16 protein-coding genes are annotated in these 22822 nt (G+C 62.8%); 13 read left to right on the forward strand and 3 right to left on the reverse strand.

What is annotated here, in order from left to right; translation table 11 throughout:
* The first annotated feature begins 8 nt into the window (after positions 1–8).
* The gene (locus GAL01_RS00255) at positions 9–1652 is read left to right on the forward strand and encodes a tetratricopeptide repeat-containing glycosyltransferase family protein (RefSeq protein ID WP_082790723.1); all 1644 of its coding nucleotides are present in this window, start codon (positions 9–11) and stop codon (positions 1650–1652) included.
* Here GAL01_RS00255 and GAL01_RS00260 read toward each other — a convergent pair.
* Both GAL01_RS00260 and GAL01_RS00265 read right to left on the reverse strand, forming a co-directional pair.
* The gene (locus tag GAL01_RS00260; RefSeq protein ID WP_062030259.1) at positions 1646–5791 is read right to left on the reverse strand and encodes a translocation/assembly module TamB domain-containing protein; all 4146 of its coding nucleotides are present in this window, start codon (positions 5789–5791) and stop codon (positions 1646–1648) included. The two genes, GAL01_RS00255 and GAL01_RS00260, sit on opposite strands and share 7 nt — an antisense overlap.
* A complete protein-coding gene (locus tag GAL01_RS00265) occupies positions 5791–7893 on the reverse strand; it encodes an autotransporter assembly complex protein TamA (protein ID WP_408735352.1) in 2103 nt (700 codons plus the stop codon). The genes GAL01_RS00260 and GAL01_RS00265 overlap by 1 nt, the downstream gene beginning before the upstream one ends.
* A 293-nt stretch (positions 7894–8186) precedes the next feature.
* Here GAL01_RS00265 and GAL01_RS00270 point away from each other — a divergent pair, with 293 nt between their 5' ends.
* The 12 genes from GAL01_RS00270 to GAL01_RS00325 all read left to right on the forward strand — a co-directional run bounded on the left by GAL01_RS00270 (position 8187) and on the right by GAL01_RS00325 (position 22376).
* Positions 8187–9143, forward strand: coding sequence for a lysophospholipid acyltransferase family protein (locus GAL01_RS00270; RefSeq protein WP_062030316.1), 957 nt, complete (start codon positions 8187–8189; stop codon positions 9141–9143).
* Positions 9144–9415: 272 nt separating this feature from the next.
* Positions 9416–10816: a tRNA (N6-isopentenyl adenosine(37)-C2)-methylthiotransferase MiaB gene (gene miaB, locus GAL01_RS00275; RefSeq protein WP_231865338.1), complete on the forward strand. Its 1401-nt coding sequence runs from the start codon at positions 9416–9418 to the stop codon at positions 10814–10816.
* Positions 10810–11994 (forward strand): PhoH family protein, encoded by a 1185-nt coding sequence (locus GAL01_RS00280; protein WP_062030261.1) that lies wholly within the window; start codon positions 10810–10812, stop codon positions 11992–11994. The genes miaB and GAL01_RS00280 overlap by 7 nt, the downstream gene beginning before the upstream one ends.
* Positions 11963–12469 carry an rRNA maturation RNase YbeY gene (ybeY, locus tag GAL01_RS00285; protein ID WP_062030263.1) on the forward strand — a complete coding sequence of 169 codons (507 nt, stop codon included), beginning with the start codon at positions 11963–11965 and terminating at the stop codon, positions 12467–12469. Before GAL01_RS00280 ends, ybeY begins: the two co-directional genes overlap by 32 nt.
* Complete coding sequence (locus GAL01_RS00290) at positions 12466–13413, forward strand: hemolysin family protein (RefSeq protein WP_062030265.1); 948 nt, start codon at positions 12466–12468, stop codon at positions 13411–13413. The genes ybeY and GAL01_RS00290 overlap by 4 nt, the downstream gene beginning before the upstream one ends.
* Positions 13414–13469: 56 nt before the next feature.
* Positions 13470–14105, forward strand: a complete 636-nt coding sequence (locus GAL01_RS00295; protein WP_062030320.1) for a thioredoxin domain-containing protein — start codon at positions 13470–13472, stop codon at positions 14103–14105.
* Positions 14106–14741, forward strand: a complete 636-nt coding sequence (locus GAL01_RS00300; protein WP_062030267.1) for a thioredoxin domain-containing protein — start codon at positions 14106–14108, stop codon at positions 14739–14741.
* A 35-nt stretch (positions 14742–14776) separates the two neighbouring features.
* Positions 14777–19312, forward strand: coding sequence for an AAA family ATPase (locus GAL01_RS00305; protein ID WP_062030269.1), 4536 nt, complete (start codon positions 14777–14779; stop codon positions 19310–19312).
* Positions 19313–19424: 112 nt separating this feature from the next.
* Positions 19425–20111, forward strand: coding sequence for a metallophosphoesterase (locus tag GAL01_RS00310; protein WP_062030271.1), 687 nt, complete (start codon positions 19425–19427; stop codon positions 20109–20111).
* Entirely contained in the window at positions 20101–20445 is a 345-nt protein-coding gene (locus GAL01_RS00315; RefSeq protein ID WP_062030273.1) for a chorismate mutase, read from the forward strand. The genes GAL01_RS00310 and GAL01_RS00315 overlap by 11 nt, the downstream gene beginning before the upstream one ends.
* A gap of 27 nt (positions 20446–20472) precedes the next feature.
* On the forward strand, positions 20473–20988 hold the full coding sequence (locus GAL01_RS00320) for a SixA phosphatase family protein (protein WP_062030275.1): 516 nt from the start codon (positions 20473–20475) through the stop codon (positions 20986–20988).
* A gap of 92 nt (positions 20989–21080) precedes the next feature.
* Positions 21081–22376: a citrate synthase gene (locus GAL01_RS00325; RefSeq protein ID WP_062030277.1), complete on the forward strand. Its 1296-nt coding sequence runs from the start codon at positions 21081–21083 to the stop codon at positions 22374–22376.
* Between the two features lie 16 nt (positions 22377–22392).
* Here the strand turns inward: GAL01_RS00325 and GAL01_RS00330 are convergent, their stop codons facing one another.
* Positions 22393–22629, reverse strand: coding sequence for a hypothetical protein (locus tag GAL01_RS00330; protein WP_024716776.1), 237 nt, complete (start codon positions 22627–22629; stop codon positions 22393–22395).
* Between the last annotated feature and the right edge of the window lie 193 nt (positions 22630–22822).

A 22822-nucleotide genomic window follows, 5' to 3' on the forward strand; every position in this document is an offset into this window, starting at 1 on the left:
AGATCCATATGTCCGACAGTCTGGACAGACCCGTTCTCGAAAAGTCATCCCCGAAGATCGAGGACATCCAGTCTGACCCGTCGGACCGCCTGAAACGGGCACAGGACGCCATGATGCGTGGCGCCCCGGAAGAAGCACTTGCCATAGCGCGCCCTACCCCTGATGGAACGCCCGAAATTCCGGCCCTGCATTATGTTCGGGCGCGGGCATATTTTCATCTTCGCCGCTATCAGGACTGCGCAGTTGAGCTTGAGCGGGCCAGCACGAATGCAGGGCCTCATGCCATCTCCCTGCTGCTGGACGAAGCCGTCTCCATGCGACGGCGGGACGATCTTCTCCCTCTCCTGAAAATCTGTCGCAAACGCAAACCTGACGACTTCCGCCTGATGAACGCCGGGGCGGCGGTGCTGATCCAGCTTGCGCGGTTTGATGAGGCCGAACTTCTTCTGCGCCTGAGCCTGCAACGCTGCCCCGAAGAGCCCAATACCCTTAATCTGCTCGCCTTGCTCCTGACGGAAACAGGTCGCTTCGAAGGCGCGCTTTCGGTCATGGCCGGTCTGCGAGACGCGGATCCGCAGGACTGGGAGCCGCTCTGCAACATGGCCTGTATCCTCAGCAGCATGGGCCGGATGGAAGAAGCCGCCAATCTGTACCGACAGGCCGTTCCCATGGCGCCCCAGAACGCGCGCCTGCGCCTGAACCATTCCATCACCATGCTCAAGAGCGGCCGCATGGCTCAGGGGTGGGTCGAGCATGAATGGCGTTTCGGACTGCCCGGCCATACCAGCATGCCGCTGGATCGCCTGCTGCCCAACATTTCTCCATCACTGGACCTGAGGGGCAAGCGCGTTCTCATCACGCAGGAGGAAGGTCTGGGCGATACGCTTATGTATCTGCGCTACATCCCGCCCCTCGCCCGCACGGGCGCCATCATTCATATCTGGGGCACGGAAACGCTGGCTGCGATCTGCGAACGCGTGGCCGGGGCCTCGGAAGTGCAGTTCGGTGGTGAGACGCCCGACTATGACTATCACTGCCCGTTTATCAGCCTGCCCCGCGCCTTTTCGGGAACGCCGGACGCAATGGGGGCGCCCGTCCCCTATCTCAGCGCCGATCGCCGGAAGGCCGAAGCATGGCGCCAGCAGTTTCAGGACGATCACAAGCTGAGGGTCGGGCTGGTCTGGGCCGGTGCCGCACGCCCCGAAGATACGGCGGCTCTTATGGTGGATCGTCAGCGCTCCATGCCGCTCTCGGAGCTTGCACCTCTGGCAGGGATCGAAGGTGCGAGCTTCTATTCCCTTCAGAAAGATACACCGGCCGAACAGATCCCGGATTTTCCGGCCCCGCTGGTGAACGTTATGCCAGATTGTCATACGATGGACGACACGGCGGCCCTAATGGTGAACCTCGACATCATCGTCTCGGTCGATACGTCAGCCGTTCATCTGGCCGGAGGGCTGGGCAAGCCCGTCATTATGATGGACCGCATCAACAACTGCTGGCGCTGGCTGCACGGACGGGATGACACCCCCTGGTATCCACAGATGCGGATCGTCCGCCAGACCCGGTTTCAGGACTGGTCGGACGTCGTGGAACGGGTCCAGCGGCTTCTCGAAGACGCCGTCGCTGCCCGGAGACCCGGACCTCAGTAACTGTAGCCATAGGACAGGCCGATGCTCGACCCCGGATCGTTTTCCGGCGTCGTAAAGCCCGTGACCTGCCCCCCGGTTCCGACCGTCGTATTGAATTTCAGCCGTTTCGTCAGGTCGATCTGTACCTGAGCCTGTGTGCCCGAGCCGGATGTCGCCTGTTTGGCACCCACATAGACGCCCTTCATGACGTATTTTCCCGCCTCGACACTGGTGCCCCCATTGTCGACACCACTGCCCCCGCCGACCGCCAGACGATCCAGCCCCAGCAGGTTCTGAACCTTGCTCAGCGGATCAAATGCCGAGCCACCCGCAAGCTGCACCACCGCTGCGCCCAGCTCCGCAAGCTGCGTCGTAGACAGCGAATGCGTGTCTGTTCCGAACAGCAGGATAGACAGGACCTGATCGCGCGGCAGGCTGGGCGAGGAGACGAAATCCAGTTTCGGTGCGCTGGCGTAGCCCGTCACCAGAAGGCTTGCGAGCGTGCCGCTGGCATTGCGGTCCGCCCGGAAATCCAGCGTCGGATCGAGCTTGTGGTTTACGCCCGAGCCGTTGAACGCCACCCGCCCGTTCGTGAAGTTGAGGTTGATCCCGCCCAGATTGAAATTGCCGCGCTTGAGATCGAAGCCTCCGCTGATCAGAGGCTCCGCACTCGTACCGCGCACCCGCAACCTTCCCTGCATTTCGGCGAACACACCGTGACCGCGCACGAAAAACTCGCCGGGCGAAATCACGTCCACACCCAATCCGATGACCAGGCTCGATCCCGTCCCGGAAGCCGGCTTCTGCCCCGGACGGATCACGTCGAGCTGGGGCACGGAAGCGGGCATGGAATTCGGAATATTGACTGTCGCGTTGGGAATATTGACTTTCCCGTCCACATCCAGCCGTGTCGTGGCCTGACCGTGGATATGCAGATCGGTATTGATCGTGGCGGTCAGCAGTTCGCTGGATACAGGACGGGCCTTGTCGAATGTGATGTGCAGATCAACGGGAAGGTCGGGCCGGAAGGCTCCGACAGTGCCGTCGAGCGTGATCGTGCCAGGCCCTGCATGGGCGATGATGTGGTTGACGTTGATCGTATCCCCCGAGGCAACGAGTGCCCCGTTGATCCGGCTGAGATGCACGCCCTGCGCATAGTTGTCGAAAGAGGCGTTTTCCAGCCCGATCTGGCCTGATGCCCGCGGCTGCGCGGCTGTTCCTGCGACGTTGAGGTTGATGCCGATTTTCCCGGCCACAGCCATGCCGTTCGCGCCCAGAACGGCATTTGCAACCGACAGATCGACATGACCCGTGGTTGCAAGGGTGATCGCACCCGTTTTGGAAAGCGGCGCGGTTCCGTGGACGGCCAGCGCGACGGACGGGCCTGCACCAAACGTTGCATCCACCTTCGCGGAATGTCCCGCAAGGCCGAGATTCGCCAGAATCTGCGCCGCTGGAAGGGATGCCGCCGGACCGGTCTTCATCCGCAGATCACGCCCGTTCAGCGAGACCGTTCCGGTCGGAGCATCCAGCGTGCCGCCCAGTTTCGCCGCAAGCGAGATCGTGCCGGTGGCTGACAGATCTGGCGCGAAAGGTTTTGCGATGGCGGGTGTGAGGTGATCCAGACGCGCCGTGAGCGCAAGTGCGGGCTTGAACGTGCCCGCAATATCGACCGTTGCGGGCGCTACACCCTGAGGTGCGAGGGTCGCCACCAGGTGATCCACACCCATCGTATCGCCAAACGACACCACCGCAGGGCGGCTCAGACGCAGGCTCTCTCCCTTGACCAGAGCCGCCAGTCGCCCGAGGCGCACCGTCTTTTCGGGGACGTTCAGGACAAGTGCGGTGTCGATATTGGCCGGGGCATCCATCACGTTCTGGAAGGCCGCGTTCAGCGCGACCGCCATTGCGGTCTGGGGCCCCTTGATCGTGGCATGTGCCCTGCCCGTCATGGCCTGATAGCGCAGCCCGGCGAGATCCAGCACCAGCGAGGGTTCGGGTGCATCAATCGGGTTCGCGATGGTTCCGCTGACCTTGAGAGACTGGACGGCGGCCTGCGCCATCCCCAGCATTCCGTCCAGTCCGAGCTTCACGACAGGCGGCGCGCCCTCGGTCTCCGTCGTGTGCAGTCCCAACGTCAGATGGCCGGAAATCGCCTGCCCGATCAGGCGGCGGAAATCGCCCAGATTGCGGATCGAGACGTCCAGATCGCCGAGCGGCACTTTCGCCCCTTTGGGGAGGCGCAGCTTGCCTTTGCCGCTCAGGCTGTTCCAGTCCAGCGTGTTGAGATCCAGATGATACGCACCTGCGTCATCCTGATGAAACGCGGTATCAAGCACCAGCGGCGCATGATCGAGCGTCCCCTTGGCCGTCAGAACGCCTGCCGGATGAGACGGCAGATGCTGGACATCGGCATGAAGCGCCACGGGGCCTTTCGCCACGTCTTTCGTGCCGAATTCCCCGCTCAGATCGGCCTTGACCGCCAGATCGTCCGTCGGACCATCGGCCGTGGCGGTCAGCGTCGTGTTGCCAAGGATGGCCGGGCTGGCCTTTGCAAGGTCCGGAAGCTGAACAGAAGCCTTCGTCTGCATCCGGTTGCCATGCGCCATGTCGATCACGGACGACACCAGCAGATGCAGCGCCGCCCCATCCAGCGCGAAGCTTTTCAGCGTCAGGATATTGGCCGGAGATTTCGCCAGATCGAGCGAGAATGTGCCATTTTTTCCGACCAGATTCAGGGCCTGTGGCTGCCCGCCCGTGATCGCAAGCGTTCCCGTGCTTTTCAGCGTCAGGTCATCCTGTTTTGTCACCGGCATGGCAAAATCGGCATGCAGCCCGGCTGTGCCGCTGAGATCCGTACTGCCCATCGCCGCCAGCGGGTGCAGATCCGGCAAAGCAAGATCCAGCTGGCCTTTCGCAGCAGGCTTCAGATCCGCCGTTGCGCTCGCGTGCAGAAGCGGATGATCCAGCTTGGCCACGACCGGGACGGAAGCCGCGAGCGGATGTGCCAGAACGTCCAGCGTCAGCGGCGCGGACGCCAGAAGCGTGGGCTGTGAACCCGGAATGCGCAAACCATCCAGCACAGCCGCCAAATGGGCGGTCGTGTCCTCCGGCCGTGCGCCTTCCACACCGTCAAACCGCGCATGCAGATGCCCGATCCCGGCCCCTGCTGCGGTCAGGGCGTCGATATCCAGCACCCCCTGACCGTTCGGCGCCATGAGCGGACCATGCAGATCCGTGTCCAGCGCGATGCTGTTCCACGCAATGCCCGGACGCAGCGTCATGGACGGCGCATACGCCTTCACATGCAGGTCCGCAACCATGCTCAGCAGGTTCATCGTTCCGCTGGCGACGGCCTTCACCGGCCCCGCACCCAGACCGAAATCCAGCACCGCCGCCGTGCGCGGTCCGTTGAGATTCAGATGCAGATCCAGCGGATCAAGCTGCGGCATCTGGCCCAGCGTGGTGGCGAAGCCGTTTTCGCCTTCCTGATATCGCACGCCCAACGCGATACGATCCCTGGGCGTCTGGACATTGAGGGCCAGATTTGCCGGCTGATCCAGTCGCTTCAGGGCCAGTGCGATGTCCATGACCGGGAGCGTGCGCATCGTCACACCGTCCAGAAACGGCGCGATGCTGTGGATATGGGCGTGTCCGTCCGCCGAGAAGACGGTCGGGGTGACAGTATAATCCGGGCTGACTTCCAGCCGCCCGACATGCAGCGATGCCAGATCGACCCGCAGATGCAGCTTTGACGGCGCAGTACTGGCGGGTGTGGGCTGCGCGGGTGTGGTGTCCGGAGACGACACCATCTTGCGCAGAACGGCCACACGTGATGCGCTCAGACTGGTAATTTTCGCATCCAGATGCACCAGCGACAGCGGCGACCAGCGCAGGTCCGCGTTGTCCAGTTCGATCCAGGGGCCTCTCTCATCCTTGATGAGGAGTTTCGTCACCGCGAGATGTTGCGGCAGAAAGCCCGAAAGCCCCGAAATCTCGACCATGCCCCCTGTCAGCGGGCCAATCTTCCGCTCGATCAGCCGCTGGCCGGCCGACAGGTTGATCCCGATCAGAACCCCCGTGACCGCCACGGCCACCAGCCCCGCAGGGACGATGACCAGACCGGCCGCGACACGGAGAAGAACTTTGCGAACCCGCATCAGAACGTCTCCCCGAGGCCGAAATACAGTTCCCATTTATCGCCCTGCGGCGGCCGGTTCATCGGAAGCGCCACGTCAACGCGGATCGGACCGATCGGCGTGAAATATCGCACCCCACCACCATATCCGACCCGGAGCGTTCCCTGCCCCGGCCGCGATCCTGTCCCGACCTGCCCGGCATCCACAAAGCCGGCAAAACCCAGATTCATTGGTAGACGCTGACGGAATTCGACACTGCCCGCATCCATGGACGTCCCGCCGATCGCATATTTTGTGCGGCCGTATTGCGGCCCCACGCCCTGATAGCGGAAGCCGCGCACCGTTGCCGGGCCACCGGCATAGAGCCGCTGATCGGGCGGGATCTGATAGGTCGACGCGCCCTGCACGGAACCGACGATACCCCTGACTGCAATCACGCTGCGGCCGGGTCTGGAAATCCCGAGATGGTGCAGATCGAAATAGGTCGAAGCCTGTGCGGAGAGAAGCGTGAAGAACGTCGATCCGCTTTCCAGCGATTCCGAGGGGGTGATGGATAGCGATGCCCGCACGCCGTGCGTGGCCGGGTCGATCGGATTGGACAGGCGCGTATTGTCGAATGTCGCGTTCAGGGGGGCTGCGACAATGAAATAGCTGCGTGTGTCGCCAAACTGTTTGATCTGTTCCTGCTCGCCCATCAGGCTGCCCGAGAGGTTCCAGTATTTCCCCACATGCCGGTTCAACCCGGCCCGCGCGATGATGGCGGTCTGGTGGTACGAATAGAGAAGCTGACGCACCCCTTCGAGGCGCACGCTCAGGTTCTGTCCCTTCGACAGGAAATCCGGCTTCATGAAATCCGCATAGACATCATAGCCCAGCCCCTGTTGTGCGGAGCCACCAAGCCCCGTGACCAGAGCCGTCAGTTTCAGCTGTTCGGCATCACCAAACAGATTGTGATGCGTCCAGCTTGCGCCCAGACGGCCGCCGAGATCGGTCGAATATCCGACTTCGGCCGACAGCGTCCGCCGCTTGGCCTCCTTGAAGCTGAATTCGATGGGCATGGCCTGAAGAATACCCGGCATCAGGGTGCGACTGGGCGGCAGGGTAATGATGGGCGGGGCATTGCGAACCTGCACGGACGCGAACACCCCCGTACTCACCAGATCCTGACGCGCGGCCTCGATCCGTGACGGACGATACAGCTCGCCTTCCTTGAGTTCCAGCCGGTTGCGCAGGAAGCTCTGGTTGGTGTGAACCAGTCCTGTCATCCCGATCGGACCGATCACGACCCGCGGCCCGCGCTGGACGCGGAACACGATGTCGAGTTTCTGTGCCTGGGGTTCCAGATAGGCCAGGGGCGTCGAGACGCTTGCGGTCGCGTAGCCGTCTTCCTGAAGCTGGTTGAGCAGCGTGTTCTGTGCGGCCAGCACGGTTTCCGCCACCGCAGGCTGCCCAGCAGAGAGGTTGAACGCCTTGCGCTCATCCGGCGTGAGACTGACGGGCCGGGACTGCTCGACGGCCTGTGCGAACGTTACCGGGGCACTCGCCGCAGGTGTTGGCACCTGAGTGTCTTTGGACGCGGGAGCCTTCGCGGTGGGGGTCTTTGCAGCAGGGGTCTTTACGACCGCAGCTGCTGCCTGAGGATCTGCTGCGTCAACCTTTTCGGGCGGTGCAAGCAGCGCGATGCTTCCCAGACTGAAGCGCGGCCCGAGCGTGGTGGAAATCGTGATGGCGACTTTCTGGTTTTTCTCCACCGCCTTGAGAACATCCGGCAGGGAGGGATCCTTGCCGTCCACGAGCCGCGTCCCGACCTTGACGCTGATCTGCACGGATCCTGCATAATATCCCTGCGATTCCAGCGCGATATTCACACGGTCATAATCGCTGCGGATGCGCCCGGCGAGCGCATAGGCTCCGACGGAATGGGACGTCTGGAGCGACTGAAGCTGGGACGATGCGCTGATCGCGGCATCCAGCTCCGGATGCTTCGTCGGTGTCAGGGTCACGGTATAGGGAATGGCGGGATCGGAGGTGCCATCCGAAACCGGCTGAGCGGTCGCAGGTGCTTTGGATGCCTTCGCATGCAGGGGCACCGGCGCGCAGAACACCGTTACGACACCCAGCATGCAGGACATCGAAGCGACTGACACAGAATAAGAAACTGAGCGGCGGCCTGACTTCACCGTGCGTCCTGAAAAATCTGTCTTGAGAGCATTTCCGGCCTTGTGAAAGCCGGATACGGGCGGGCAGACCGAACGACAGGGCTGCTATGTCCGAGGAACCTTGCACGGCGCTCCCTGTCAAGCCCTCTCCCGCTGGGACACGCCGGAAAAACGCTCCGTACCGACTAACACAAATGAAGGCCGCGGAGACAAACAAGATTGTGTCGTCCCTTCGAAAACCGTATCACTCAGCACCCATGTCCAATCGTGATGCCCAGACCCCGAACGGCCGACGCGGTCACAACCGTCCCGTCGTGGATGGAAATGCCGCCTTTCCGGCTTTGCAGCCAACAACGTCCACATCGCTCTACAGCCGTCTGCGCTGTGCGCTGCGCCTGTCCCTCGTCCTGATCTGGACGTTCTGGGCGTGCAGTCTGCAGGCTCTTCTGGTGCGGTTACCCGGACGACTGAAAATCATGATGCCGCGCATTTACTGGAGAGGCGTGTGCCGGATTCTGGGCATCAAGACAAAAGTCATCGGCCGCAGCGCGGGTGGCGTACGGACCGCAAGGGACGTCCGTAACGGCGAACGCCCGGTCGTGTTCGTCGCCAATCACTGTTCCTGGCTGGACATCGCCATCATTGGCAGCGAACTTCCCGTCGTGTTCGTGGCCAAGGGCGAAGTCGGCAAATGGCCACTCATCGGTACGGCGTCACGTCTGGGCCGCACCATTTTCGTCAGCCGCAACCGTCAGGATACCGGCCGCGAACTTCAGGAAATGGCCGCGCATCTGTGGGACGGCGACGATATCGTGCTCTTCCCCGAAGGCACGTCGTCGGACGGCTCACGCGTTCTACCGTTCCTGTCCTCGTTCTTCGCGGTCGCCAAGCCCGGACGCCTGGAGAAGGTGGGCCTGCCCAAGGCACCGCCTGTCCTGATCCAGCCGGTTTCCGTGGTTTATGACAGCCTTGAAGGGCTGCCGGTCGGTCGCGGACGACGGAATGTGTTCTCCTGGTACGGCGACATGGATCTTGCGCCGCATCTGTGGTCCTTCGGGCAGTGGCGCTCCATGGGGGCGTCCCTTATGTTGCACGAGCCCATCACACCGGATGGCTTCCTGTCCCGCAAAGACCTCTCGCGCGCGACCTTCGAAGCCGTCAACAGCGGTGCGGCAGACCTCCGCCGGGGTCGACCGAAAGCTGTGAAAGCCTGAAATGCGCTCCATAGCGGGGACTGACATCAGGTTTGTCTTGACTTGAAGCCCGCTCCCACGTCACTTTCGGATCATGACACGGCGGCAACCCGGCCTTCGTGTCCGGAGGTGGTATTACCCATTCAGGACCGTCTGATCATCCGTCGGCCCCTTGCGTTCGGCATGCCGTTTCCCGGGACAGGCTTGACCCCGAGGATGCCTGCCCCGATGTGTGTGCCTGAATCTGCCATTCCCGGACCGAAACTTTGACCACCACCCCGAATTTCCCAGCCATGCCCGCTTCTTCCGACCCCATGCCCACCGTGCAGGCACCGCGCGGCCTTCATGTCATCACATGGGGCTGCCAGATGAACGTGTATGACAGCGCGCGCATGGCCGATGTCCTGCGCCCGCTGGGCTATGGACCGGTCGAGCGCCCCGAAGACGCGGACATGGTCATTCTCAACACCTGTCACATCCGCGAGCGGGCGACGGAGAAGGTTTTTTCCGAGCTCGGACGCCTTCGCAAGATCCGCGACGAGCGCATCGGAAACGGTCAGGATCGCACCATCATCGCTGTTGCCGGGTGCGTGGCGCAGGCCGAGGGAGAGGTCATCCTCTCTCGCGCGCCTTACGTGGATCTGGTGCTCGGTCCGCAGACCTATCACAAGCTGCCCGAAATGGTGGCCCGCGCCGCCCGTGCCGGTGGCGCCGTGATCGAGACGGACTTCCCGGTCGAGCAAAAATTCGATTTCCTGCCCACGGATGCGGCGCCGCAGACGCAGGGCAATCTCACGGCATTCCTCACCATTCAGGAAGGCTGCGACAAGTTCTGCTCCTTCTGCGTGGTACCCTATACCCGTGGCGCGGAGACGAGCCGCCCGGTTGCTTCAGTTCTCGCCGAGGCTCGTCGGATGGCTGAAAGCGGCGTCCGCGAGATCACGCTGCTCGGGCAGAACGTCAACGCCTATCACGGTGATGACGGTGAAGGCGGAAGTGCCACGCTGGCGGGGCTGGTCGAACAGCTCGCGCAGATCCCGGGTCTGGGCCGCATCCGCTACATGACGTCCCATCCCCGCGACGTGGACCAGAGCCTGATCGACGCGCACCGGGACAACCCGGCCCTCATGCCGTTCCTGCATCTCCCGGTGCAGAGCGGCTCGGACCGGATCCTCAAGGCCATGAACCGCGGCCATACGGCGGATGAATACCGCGAGAGCGTTCGAAAGCTGCGTGAGGCCCGGCCGGATCTGGCCCTGTCTTCCGATTTCATCGTCGGTCATCCCGGCGAGACGGAGGAAGATTTCGAAGCGACCATGCAGCTCGTGCGCGATATCGGTTTCGCCATGGCTTACAGCTTCAAATATTCCCCCCGTCCAGGCACACCCGCCGCCGGTCAGCCGATGCAGGTACCTGAGGACGTGAAGGATCGCCGTCTGGCCGAGTTGCAGGCGCTTCTGCGCGAACAGCAGGACGCTTTCAATGCCGACATGGTCGGGACGGTGCAGGAAATCCTGGTGACGAACCGGGGCCGCAAGCCCGGGCAGATTGCCGGGCGTTCGCCTTATCTGCAACCCGTTCACTTCGACGGCCCCGACCATCTGATCGGCTCCACCGTCAAGGTCGCCATCACCACACGCCGCACCAATTCCCTGGGCGGTACCCTGATCCGGGAGACAGCCTCCGCTTGCTGACAACGCACCCGACCCGTCCCGTCGCCACCAGCAGTGGCTCCGAAGGCAACCGCACCGTTGCCCTGCGTTTTAACGACAACATCCTGCTCCAGCGCCTGCTGGGAGACCATGACCGGCATCTTGTCCGGCTGGAGGAAGGGTTCAACGTCAAGCTGTCCTGTCGCGGCAACAAGATTGCCATCTCTGGCGAAACGGACTCGGTCGGGCGCGCACAGGCGGCCATCATCGCCCTGTACAACCAGCTCGAACAGGGCGGCACGATTGATGCCTCGCAGGTCGATGGCGTCATTCGCCTGACCGCCCTCCCCAGCCGTCCGGAGCGTCCGGTCGATACACGACAGGCCCGTCCGGCTGCTGCGCAGGAGCCTCCTCCGCGCGGCAATGGCCAGCGCCGTCCGGAAAAGGGTTATGGCAAACCGCAGACGCTGCCCGCCACTCCGTTCGGGGATCTGCCCGCCATCCGGACCAAGCGCGGCGTCATCGCGCCGCGTTCGCACGGTCAGGCTGCCTATATGGAAATGCTGGCCAATACCGACATGGTGTTTGGCATTGGCCCGGCGGGCACTGGCAAGACCTATCTCGCAGTGGCGCAGGCCGTCGGCATGCTGCTCGCCGGACAGGTGGACCGGATCGTACTGTCCCGCCCGGCCGTGGAGGCTGGAGAGCGCCTCGGCTTCCTGCCTGGCGACATGCGCGAAAAAATCGACCCTTATCTGCGCCCGCTTTACGACGCCCTGCATGACATGATGCCGGGCGATCAGGTGGTGCGCCGCATGGGGACGGGTGAGATCGAAGTGGCGCCACTCGCTTTCATGCGCGGACGCACGCTCGCTCATTCCTACGTCATTCTGGACGAAGCCCAGAATACGACCGCAGCCCAGATGAAGATGTTCCTCACCCGCATGGGCGAAGGCACACGCATGGCCATTACGGGCGATCTAAGTCAGATCGACCTGCCAAATGGTGTATCATCCGGTCTGCGCGAAGCGGTCGAGACCCTCGAAGGCATCAAGGGAATCGGCATAACGCGTTTTTCTTCCGAAGATGTGGTGCGCCATCCGCTGGTTGCCCGTATCGTCGATGCTTATGAACAGAAAGCGCCAGCCCCCCGGGACGTCTTCCGGAACAGGCTGCGCCGGGAAAACAATGGAACCTCCAAGTCGACACGCCGGCACTGACATCATCATCGAGGACGCGCGCTGGCGCGCCTCGGTGCCGGGAACGGAGCGCGCAATCCGGCGCGCTCTCGTCGCGGTCGCCCGCCAGGGTGGCCCCGATTTCACACAGTCTCCGGCCCCTTCGATCCTTCTGGCAACGGACAGGATCGTCAAGCGCCTCAATGCGCGCTTCCGGGACAAGAACAAGCCCACGAACGTCCTGACGTTCGAGCCACTTTCGCCGGAGCATGGCGGAGATATCGTGCTGGGCTATGAGACCGTCCGCCGGGAAGCAGACGCCGCACGACGCTCACTGAAGGCGCATCTGTCGCATCTTGTTGTGCATGGCGCGCTGCATCTTGCCGGTTATGATCATCACCACCCCGGTGAAGCCAGGGAAATGGAGGGGATCGAGACCCGGACGCTGCGCTCCCTCGGCTTTGGCGATCCATGGCAGCAGGGCAACGGGCAGATGGCGGGGAGTGTCCGGATATGAGTGACGATACAAACGACCGCTCATCGGAAGAGTCGGGCAAAAGCCGCTCGTCGCGCGGACTTTTCGGACTTTTCAACCGTCGCAACCGCGATCAGGGCCTGCGCGAATCCATCGCGACCCTCGTTCACGAAGCCAGCCAGCCGACCGAGGATTCCAGCGACGAGCCTGAACTCGACCGGCAGGAACGCGCCCTCATCATGAACGTGCTGCGCCTGCGCGACATCACGGCTGATGACGTCATGATCCCACGCGCAGACATTATTGCCATGCCCGAGGCTCTCCCGTTCAGTGAAGCGCTGGACCTGATGCGTCGGGAAAACCACTCCCGCCTTCCAGTCTATCGCGACCAGCTCGACGACATCGCAGGCATGATCCATGTGAAGGATCTGATCGCCTATGTCGGCGAGCCGGAAGCCTTCGACATCCGTCCGCTTCTGCGTCAGCCCCTGATGATCGCACCAACGATCCCCGTGCTGGACCTGCTGCTCCAGATGCGTCAGCGCCAGATGCACATGGCCCTCGTCATTGACGAATATGGCAGCATCGACGGGCTCGTGACGATCGAAGATCTGATCGAAACCATCGTCGGCGATATTTCGGACGAGCATGACGATCCGGTGACGACCATGTGGGTGGAGCGTCCGGACGGTTCTTTCGATATCGACGCCCGCCTTCCGGTCCGGCAGCTTGAAGAACGGCTTGGCGCCGTCCTGACGGAGGCCGAACGGGAGGCCGAAATCGAGACGGTGGGGGGGCTGGTGTTCCGTCTGGCCGAACATGTTCCTGCCCGGGATGAGGTTCTGACCCATGAAAGCGGCCTCGAATTCCGCGTTCTGGACGCCGACGCCCGGCATATCCGCGCCCTGCGCATGAGGGTTCCGGAAGGCTGGGAAAACAAGCCTCTTCCCGCTCTCAAGACACAGGAAGACGATCGGGGCTCTTGACGGAGCCCCCCGTTCGTCGTTCGAGTATCACCATCGTTTCCAGCGGAGCCCCGTTCATGCCTGCCGCCCAGCTTCTCGGCCGCCGTACCCTTCTCGCATCCGGAATGGCTCTCATAGCCACTGCGGCCGCGCCCTTCGCCCACGCGGACGACGTACCCGCCAACGATCAGCGCATGGGGCCACGCTTCATCGGCTCGCCGGATGCGAAGGTCATAGTGGACGAATGGTTCTCCCTGACCTGTTCGCACTGCGCGCATTTCTCGCGGGAGATTTTTCCGCAGGTTCGCAAGAACCTCATCGACACGGGAAAGATCCGCTATCGGTTCCATGATTTCCCGATTGATCAGGTTGCATTGCTGGCCGCCATGGTGGCCCGCTCCCTGCCGGCGGACCAATACGCAGCCTTTGTAACGGATCTGCTCGACCATCAGGACGAATGGGCTTTCGCACAGAACATTGACCCGGTTGCCGAACTGAAGAAACGCGCGGCCCTGTTCGGGGTGAACGCAGCAGCATTCGACCGGATCAACGCCGATAATGCCCTGCGTGAAGCCATTATCAACAAACAGGATCACGACGGCGCTTTCCTCCAGATCCCGGGCACGCCATATTTCCGCATCAATGATGTTCCCGCGCCCACCGTGGTCGGGAGCTATGATGATTTCGCCAAAGCAGTCGCAAAGGCCTCCTGAATGACCCGTCTTTCCCTTTCCCGCCGCTTTTTCGTCTCTGCCGCCCCGGCCCTCGCCGTTGCGGGAACCGCCGTCGGTACGGCCCGTGCCGCCGATGCAACTTCGAGCGACGCCCGACTGAGCCCGCGTATTCTTGGCAACCCGAACGCCAAGGTTCTGGTGCAGGAATGGTTCTCGCTCACCTGCACGCATTGTGCGCATTTCGCGACGGAAGAATTCCCCAAGATCAAGGAAAAGCTGATCGACACGGGAAAGATCCGCTATCAGTTCCATGATTTCTGCGGTGATCGTGTTGGCCTGACGGCGGCCATGGTGGCCCGCTCCCTGCCCGAAGAACGTTACGTTCCCTTTATCGAGGCCCTGTTCTCCAGCCAGATGCAGTGGGCTTTCGCCGCAGGCGGCGACCCGATGCAGCGCCTTCAGCAGATGTCTGCTCTCGCCGGTGTCTCCGCAGCCCAGTTCGACGCCATCAGCAAGGACAATGCCTTCGCCGAGGCGCTGTTCGATCAGGTCAAGAAGGACGCGGACACATACAACATCCAGGGTACGCCGTATTTCCGCTTCAACAATACGCATTACGACCAGGACCCTGAAACTTACGAAAAATTCGCCGATCTCGTCGCCAAGGCGTCCTGATCCGCCAACCTTAGGACCAGTATTTCCATACCCTGATGTCGAGCCGTACCACGACGATCGACCGCCTGAGCATCGGCGGTTTCAAGAGTTTCGCCGATGAGGTGCGTCTCGATATCCTTCCGGGTCTGACGGGGATCATCGGGCCAAACGGCTGCGGCAAGTCCAATGTCGTCGAAGGCCTGCGATGGGCGATGGGCGAAACCTCCGCCCGCGCCCTGCGGGGCGGAGAGCTTGATGATCTGATCTTTGCTGGTACGGGCGCACGCTCGGCCCGCAATATCGCACAGGTCACGCTGCATCTCAGCAATGCGGCAGGTCTGGCGCCCTCGCCGTTTCAGGACGCGGAGGAGCTGGAAATCAGCCGCCGCGCCGAACGCGGATCGGGCAGCGAATACCGCATCAACGGTCGCGTCATGCGCGCGCGTGACGTTCAGACCCTGTTTGCCGATCTGGCTTCCGGCGCACGAAGCTCCGCGATCATCAGCCAGAACCGCGTCGGCCAACTCATCGCCGCCAAGCCCGAGGAACGGCGCCTGCTGCTTGAAGAAGCTGCAGGCATCACAGGTCTGCACGCCAGACGCCACGACGCCGAACTCAAACTCCGCCAGACCGAAGCCAACCTCTCCCGCGCCGAAGACCTGCGTCTGCAACTTGAAGAGCGGCTTGCGAGCCTCGAAGGCCAGACGGTTCAGGCCCGGAAATACCGTGAGCTTTCGGAAAAGATCCGCGAGACGGAAACCGCGCTGCACGCCCTGCTTCATGCCCGCGCCAATCTGGCCGTACAGCGCAGCCGGGACGATCTGGCCAAGGCGCGCGAGGATCTGAAGAAAGCCGAACTTGCCGCCGAAACCGCGGCCATCGCCGAGTTCGAAGCCCGCAAGGCCGCCCCGCAGGCGCGCGAGGAAACGGACCGTCTGCGCAGTACGCTTGAACGCCTGAAAGTCCAGTCCGAGACCCTGAGACAGGATCTCGACCGCGCCCGGCAGACTGAAGCCGAAACACGCCTGCGCCTCGAACAGGCAGAAGGCGATCTGGCCCGAAGTGATGCCAGCCTGACGGCGGACCAGACTGCGCGAGGCATCGCAGTCGGGGAATGTACGGACCTTGAATCCGAGATGGCGGCCCTGCCGCAACTCCGTTCAGCCTGTAGCGCCGAATGCGAGCGCCTTGATGTGCTCGAAAAGGAGCAGGCGCTCACGCTGGAAGACGCGACCCGTCTGCGGGATGCCGAAGCCATCCGCAGGGATGCGATGATGGAAGGGCTCGATGCCCTGACGCTGCGGCTCGATGCGGAAGCCAGCGCGCTCGACGCAGTTCAGGCCGAAATTACAGCGCTGGACGCGGCCACACCTGATGATGCAACGCTGACTGGGCTGCGCCGGAATGTCGCCTCGATGCAGGAACAGTCCCAAGCCGACAGCCGCAGGGAACAGGACTGCATAACGGCTCTGCAGGACGCGCGGCTGAAAGCGGAACTGGATGGACAGGCGCTGACGGATGGCAGAAATCGCCTTCAGGCGCTGGAAGCCACGGAAGCCGATCTGGACAGACGCCTTCAGACGACACAGGCCCAGATCACGCAGGACCGGACCACGCGTGAGACTGCCCGGGCCGGGCTCCTGACCGAAGCATCCCGCACGGATCTTGAAAAAACCCGCGCCGTCACGGCACAGGCCCAGAGCGACGCCCACGCTCAGGAAGCACAGGCAAGGCAGGAGCAGGAACGCCTCGGCACGATCTGGCTGGAAGCCCGTGCGGCGGCCGAGGAAGGCGCACAGCGCCATAAAACGCTGCTCCGCGCCGTCGAGCAGAGCCGCCACACACGCGATCAGGCGCGCCAGAAAGTGCAGCTCGCCGCAACGGCGGAGGCTACGGCCCGAACCGCTCTCGTTCCTGAGCAGACGGTTCAGGACGTCCGCGATACCGTGACGCAGGCTGAAGACCGCCTGACAACCCTTCAGCAGTCTCTTGCGGACGCGGACGCCACCCTCACGACCGCCCGTGAGCGGGAAGCACAGACCAGCCAGGCGCTTTCCGCGCTGGAGACATTGATCCTGCGCGCGCAGGGCGAATGTGAAGGGCTGGAGCAGAGCCTCAATGCCGTGGCCGCACAGCCCGACCCACTCGAAGATGTGCTGGACATTCCCGCAGATATGGCGCGGGCCGTCGCGGCAGTTCTGGCAGACGGGCTAGATGCCTCTCTTGCTCCGGACAGTGTTCCAGCCGATCGGCGCTGGCGGCCGCTGGAGCGGCTTGCGCCCGCAGAACTGCAAAACTGCGTCCGGCTTTCGACGCTTGTTCAGGCGCCTGAAGCACTGCAGCGCTGTCTGGACGCCGCATTCCTGCTGGATAACGACGCTGCGGGGCCCGAACTGCAAAAGACCCTCCATCCGGGGCAGGTTCTGGTGTGTCGCAGCGGGGCGCTCTGGCGCTGGGACGGCTTTATCCGCTCGGCCGACGCCCCGGATTCCGGTGCGGCACGGCTGGAGCAGCGTCGCCGCTTGGCGGACGCCCGCGCGCTGCTTCAGTCCCATCTTGCGTCACAGCCCGCACTGGAAGAAAGTTGTGCCGCAACCTTGCAAGCCCGCGAGCGGGCGGAGGTGGCTCTCACCGCCCTGCGACAGGAACGCGCGACACTCGAACCCCAACTGGCCGAAGCCCGGACCGTCTCGTCGCGGATGGAACAGAAAGCGGCCCTTGCGCTCGCCCACTGGGAACAGGCCAGCGAACGCCTGAAAGACGCGGAAGGCGCGCTGACAGCCGCACAGACCAGCGTCACGCAGACAGAAGCCGAACTGGCCGCCCATCCCGATCCCGAGAACCTTCAGGCGCAGGCCCGAAACAGCACAAAGGATGCCGAAGCCGCCCGCGAAACGCTCCGGGTGGCGGGAATGAGACTTCAGGACGCCCGGAATGCCGCCGATACCGCCGCCCGGACGCTGGATCAGGCTCTTCTGCGCCACGACACCACGCTGGCGCGTCTGCGGGACCTGGATGAAGCCATAGCGCGGCTGGAAGCGGAACAGGCCCGTCTTGCAGAACAGCGTGCCTCTCTTCAACAGCAGGAAAACCGTCCTGACATTTTCGCCCTGAGGACCGCCGCCGAAACGTCGCAGCAGGTTTTCGATCTGGCACGCTCTGCGGCGGATACAGCGACACAAGCCGCGCGAAATAGCCGTGAAGACGCCCAGCGTTTGACCCGCGAACTCCAGACGCTGGACCAGACTGCCGCAACGACCCTCGCCCGCCGCTCCGCACTGCAACCCCGTCAGACGGAGCTTCAGGCCCTCGTCACCCGTCTGCGGGACGACCATGCGAAACGGATGGCCGAACTGGCGGAGCGTCCTGAACCCGTACGGCTGGAACAGGCGGTTCAGGACGCCACGGCTCCTCTCCATGCAACGCGGCATCTTCTGGAAATTGCCCGCACCGAAAGCGCGCGCCTTTCCCTCGAAGACGTTCGCCTTACCGGCGCCCTGACTGCGATCCGTGCCAGACTTGAAGGACTGGGAACCCAGATCGCGGCCGGAGAAGCCAGCCTTGCGCATCTGCGGGGCCGGCGGGACGAACTGCACAACAGCTTCCAGACCGTCAGTGCAGTTCCTGCCGAACTGGAGCGGAAACTCGCCGGCCACGACCAGATCCTGACGGATGCCCAGAGCGCTTACGATGCGGCACGGGCCGCTGATGAGGCCGCTGGAGCAGCCGGGCTTGAAGCACAGGAGCAGCGCCGCAACGCCGATCTGGCGCTGGCCGCGGGGCGCGAGGCAATCGCACGCCTGACCGAGCGCGCGGAGCAGGCCGTTGCCGCCCGTGAGCGCCTGCTGGCCGACAGCGAACCGCCAGAAGGCGGCGCACAAGGCGCAGCCTATCCGTCCGACCTGTCTGAACAGGCCGAGACCGCGACCCGCCGGCGCCTCTCTCGCTTGACGCGCGAGCGCGAAGACCTTGGTGCGGTCAATCTGCGGGCCGAAGCCGAATTCGAGGAAGCCCGCGAGACGGCGGAAACCATTGCCCGCGAACATGCGGAGTTGACGGCTGCCATCAACAGGCTGCGCGGCGGGATCGGCACGATCAACCGCGAGGGACGCGAGCGCCTTCTGGCAGTCTTTTCGGAAGTGGACCGGCATTTCCAGTCCCTGTTCGCCCGGATGTTCGGCGGCGGACGCGCCCATCTGGGTATGGTCGGCAGCGATGATCCGCTGGAAGCCGGGCTGGAAATTTTCGCGCAGCCTCCGGGCAAGAAGCTCTCCACGCTGTCCCTGCTGTCGGGTGGCGAACAGGCCCTGACCGCACTTTCACTGATCTTTGCAACCTTCCGATGCAATCCGGCCCCGATCTGCGTGCTCGATGAAGTCGATGCCCCGCTTGATGATGCCAATGTGGAGCGGTTCTGCTCTTTGCTGTCCGACATGACCAGGGAAGCCGGAACGCGGTTTCTGGTGGTGACGCATCATCAGCTGACAATGGCGCATATGGATCGTCTTTATGGTGTCACGATGCAGGAGCGTGGTGTAAGCCGGGTGCTGTCAGTCGATCTGGGGCGCGCAGCCGCGTTGATGGACGGCTGAGGTCAATTTTCTCAAACAGATAAATTGACCTTGGACCGTTCTGGCCCTTTGATAGAAGGAAAACCAGAAAGCACGCGCCATCTTCGTTGATCCTCCCCTTCCCGACCCCGTCATGACGCGAATCCGTGAACACGGCATCCGCGTGGTGGGGGACGTGCATGGCGATCTGAACGCTTTCCGGCATGCAACGGCGACGGAACGCTTCGTCATCCAGCTCGGAGACCTCGTCGATCACGGACCTGACAGCGCGGGCGTGATGGAGCTGATGCTTGATCTTCTGGAACAGCAGCGCGGGCTTTTCATTCTCGGCAATCATGACCGCAAACTCGGTCGTGCCCTTGAAGGCCGCCGTCTGAGACGCGATCCTCCGCTTGAGGAAACCCTGCGCCAGATTTCGCTGCCTGAGTACGAAGGTCTCCCCGAACGCATTTACAGGGCGATCGACCAGGCCCCGACCTGGCTGCGGATCGGACGCTCCCTGTTTGTGCATGGCGGTTTTCACACTGCCATGCTGTCCCACTCTTCCGTGCCGGGTCTGGGCGAGATGTCCGCGCCTTTGTCCCGCGCCCTTTTTGGAGAAACCACCGGCCGCATGCAGCCGGATGGCTATCCCGAACGCCGCCTGACCTGGATCAACCGCATCCCCGAAGGGATGACGGTCTATGTCGGCCATGACCGCCGCTCGACCGACGGACGCCCCTGGCGCCGGACGGGACGCCTGGGGGGCACGGCCGTCTTTACCGATCTTGGTGCCGGAAAAGGCGGCCATCTTGCATGGATTGATCTGAATGAGCCCTGAGCCTGTGTCTTCCACATCCCGCACTCCCGATCCCGCTCTGGCTGAACTCGAACGCCTGCGCGGCAGCATCGACAATATCGACGCTGCCCTGATCCACATGCTTGCGGAACGCTTCCGCTGCACGCAGGAAGTCGGACAGCTCAAGGCCCGTGCCCATCTTCCGCCTGCAGACCCGTCCCGCGAAACACGGCAGATCGAACGCCTGCGCCAGCTTGCTCGCGATGCTCATCTCGATCCTGACTTTGCCGAAAAATTTCTGGCCTTCGTCATTCACGAAGTCATCCGCCATCACGAAGCCATCGCCGCCAGCGCGCGCAGGGCTTCGGAAGGCTGATGGCCCAAAGCGGGTGATCCGGAACTGATGCCCTTGCGCCGCCTTCTGCTTCTGCGCCATGCGGAAGCCGTCCCGCATGTCCTGACGGAAGGTGGCGACCGTAGCCGCGCCCTGACGTCCAGAGGACGCGAACAGGCCGCAAGCATCGGCAGACAGCTTGCGTCGCGCGATCTGTCCGATCCGATACAGATCCTTTGCAGCCCCGCCACCCGCACCCGACAGACGGCTCAGGGTGTGCTGGATGCACTGGATCAGATGCCTGCATTCACGATCGAAGACAGTCTCTATGCGGCAACCCCGGACACGCTTTACGGCCTCGTACATGCCACATCCGAAGCGGTACGAACGCTTCTGATCGTCGGGCATAACCCGACCATTGGCGAGTTCGCCTGCGACCTTCTCGGCCCGGCCCTTCAGAGCACGCACTTCTCGGCTATTTATCGGGGGTATCCGCTCGCGGGCCTGACGATTCTCGATATTCCGGGAGAGTGGCTGGACGTCCGTCCGTCGACCATTCAACCGGCCACACTCCTTCTTCCCTGAAAGATCCGTCCAGAGGGGCTCTCTGGACATAAAAAACCTTTCGGAGATAAAACAGAACAACATCCTTACATTTCAGGCGGGTTATCTTCTGCATGTCCGAAAATCGTTCCGCGACCCTTTGCCTCAATGGCCTCAGCCGCCAGTTTCCGCTGCTGGAAGCGACGATCGGTCCGGACGTCATGGACATGCGCGCCCTGTCCCAGAAAACGGGCGTGTTTTCCTTCGATCCCGGACTGGGCAGCACCGCCACCTGCACCAGCGCCATCAGCTATATTGACGGCGACAAAGGCGTCCTCCTGCATCGCGGCTATCCGATCGAAGATCTGGCCCTCAACGCGAGCTTCACGGAAACCGCCTATCTGCTGCTTTATGGCGAACTGCCAACGGCCACGCAGTATCAGACCTTCAGCAAAGACATGAACACCCACCGGCTGCTCAACGAGCAGATCCGGAACTTCTTCAACGGCTTCCGCCGCGACGCGCATCCCATGGCGATCCTGTGCGGGACCGTCGGCGCTCTATCCGCATTCCATCATGACGGACTGGACATCTCCCAGCCCGAGGCGCGGGATCTTTCCGCCCGGCGTCTGATCGCCAAGGTTCCGACCATCGCAGCCTGGGCCTATAAATACTCCATCGGCGAGCCGTTTATCTATCCCGATGAGGAGATGTCCTTCTCTGAGAACTTCCTGCACATGCTGTTTGCCCGGCCCGGTAACCATTACCGCGTCAATCCGGTTCTGGCGCGTGCGATGGATCGCATCCTGCTGCTGCATGCCGACCATGAGCAGAACGCTTCCACGACGACGGTGCGGCTTGTCGGCTCGACCGGCGCGAACCCTTACGCCTGCATTGCGGCAGGCATAGCCGCCCTCTGGGGGCCTGCACATGGCGGCGCGAACGAGGCGGCTCTGGGGATGCTGGAATCCATCGGAAGCCGCGACGGCATTCCGGCATTCCTCAATGAAGTCAAGAACCGCAATTCCGGCGTGCGCCTGATGGGCTTCGGCCATCGCGTCTACAAGAATTTCGACCCGCGGGCGAAAATCCTTCAGGCGACCTGCCATGAAGTCATTGAAGAGCTGGGCCTCAAGCGCGACCCGCTTCTGGATCTGGCGATGGAGCTGGAGCGTGTGGCGACCGAGGACGACTATTTCGTCAGCCGTCGCCTTTATCCGAATGTGGATTTTTATTCCGGGCTGATCCTCAAGGCTCTGGGCATTCCCAAAAGCATGTTCACCGTCCTGTTCGCTGTCGCGCGGACGGTTGGCTGGGTCAGTCAATGGAAGGAAATGATCGAGGAACCATCCGTTCGCATCAGCCGCCCCCGGCAGCTTTATATCGGTGCGGCGGAGCGGAGTTTCATCCCGATGAGCGAGAGGAGCTGAGGCTCCTCTTCAAACTTCAGCAGTCGCAGCCCGGCGTCTGGCCTCTGGCCTGACGGACGACGTGGTGGTCGATCCATTCCGCCACGAGGCGACGGGCTTCCTTGACGGAAGATTCGGGGTGATGGATGCGGTACAGCGTCGTGCAGGCGGCGAAGGCCTGCATGTCCGGCTGACCGACCTCCCGCAGTTCCTGATAGGCCGTCACAACAGCGCGTTCGCATTTCCGGCCGATCCGGCTGGTCTCTATGCTCACTTCTGATCCTGCCGTAAATGAGAATGAATATCGATACCTCTCCCTAGAACTCCCGAGCCTCCCATGCAAGCAGGAAGATCGGAACAGCCTGTGACACTGACAGGCAGCGGATAAAATTCACACAGTCCAAAAGCGGGCGATATTGCCCCTACCCTTCCCGGCGACAGGCCGGTAAACCACGAGAAAACGACGT

This window comes from Gluconobacter albidus (assembly GCF_002723915.1).
Lineage (GTDB): Bacteria > Pseudomonadota > Alphaproteobacteria > Acetobacterales > Acetobacteraceae > Gluconobacter > Gluconobacter albidus.

Bases quoted from the DNA above. Each gene is read 5' to 3' on its own strand.
- GAL01_RS00320 (WP_062030275.1), top strand. From the start codon at position 20,473: ATGCCCTTGCGCCGCCTTCTGCTTCTGCGCCATGCGGAAGCCGTCCCG.
- GAL01_RS00255 (WP_082790723.1), top strand. From the start codon at position 9: ATGTCCGACAGTCTGGACAGACCCGTTCTCGAAAAGTCATCCCCGAAG.
- GAL01_RS00265 (WP_408735352.1), bottom strand. From the start codon at position 7,893: ATGCTGGGTGTCGTAACGGTGTTCTGCGCGCCGGTGCCCCTGCATGCG.
- miaB (WP_231865338.1), top strand. From the start codon at position 9,416: ATGCCCGCTTCTTCCGACCCCATGCCCACCGTGCAGGCACCGCGCGGC.
- GAL01_RS00270 (WP_062030316.1), top strand. From the start codon at position 8,187: ATGTCCAATCGTGATGCCCAGACCCCGAACGGCCGACGCGGTCACAAC.
- GAL01_RS00260 (WP_062030259.1), bottom strand. From the start codon at position 5,791: ATGCGGGTTCGCAAAGTTCTTCTCCGTGTCGCGGCCGGTCTGGTCATC.
- GAL01_RS00295 (WP_062030320.1), top strand. From the start codon at position 13,470: ATGCCTGCCGCCCAGCTTCTCGGCCGCCGTACCCTTCTCGCATCCGGA.
- GAL01_RS00300 (WP_062030267.1), top strand. From the start codon at position 14,106: ATGACCCGTCTTTCCCTTTCCCGCCGCTTTTTCGTCTCTGCCGCCCCG.
- GAL01_RS00325 (WP_062030277.1), top strand. From the start codon at position 21,081: ATGTCCGAAAATCGTTCCGCGACCCTTTGCCTCAATGGCCTCAGCCGC.
- ybeY (WP_062030263.1), top strand. From the start codon at position 11,963: ATGGAACCTCCAAGTCGACACGCCGGCACTGACATCATCATCGAGGAC.
- GAL01_RS00315 (WP_062030273.1), top strand. From the start codon at position 20,101: ATGAGCCCTGAGCCTGTGTCTTCCACATCCCGCACTCCCGATCCCGCT.
- GAL01_RS00290 (WP_062030265.1), top strand. From the start codon at position 12,466: ATGAGTGACGATACAAACGACCGCTCATCGGAAGAGTCGGGCAAAAGC.
- GAL01_RS00310 (WP_062030271.1), top strand. From the start codon at position 19,425: ATGACGCGAATCCGTGAACACGGCATCCGCGTGGTGGGGGACGTGCAT.
- GAL01_RS00305 (WP_062030269.1), top strand. From the start codon at position 14,777: ATGTCGAGCCGTACCACGACGATCGACCGCCTGAGCATCGGCGGTTTC.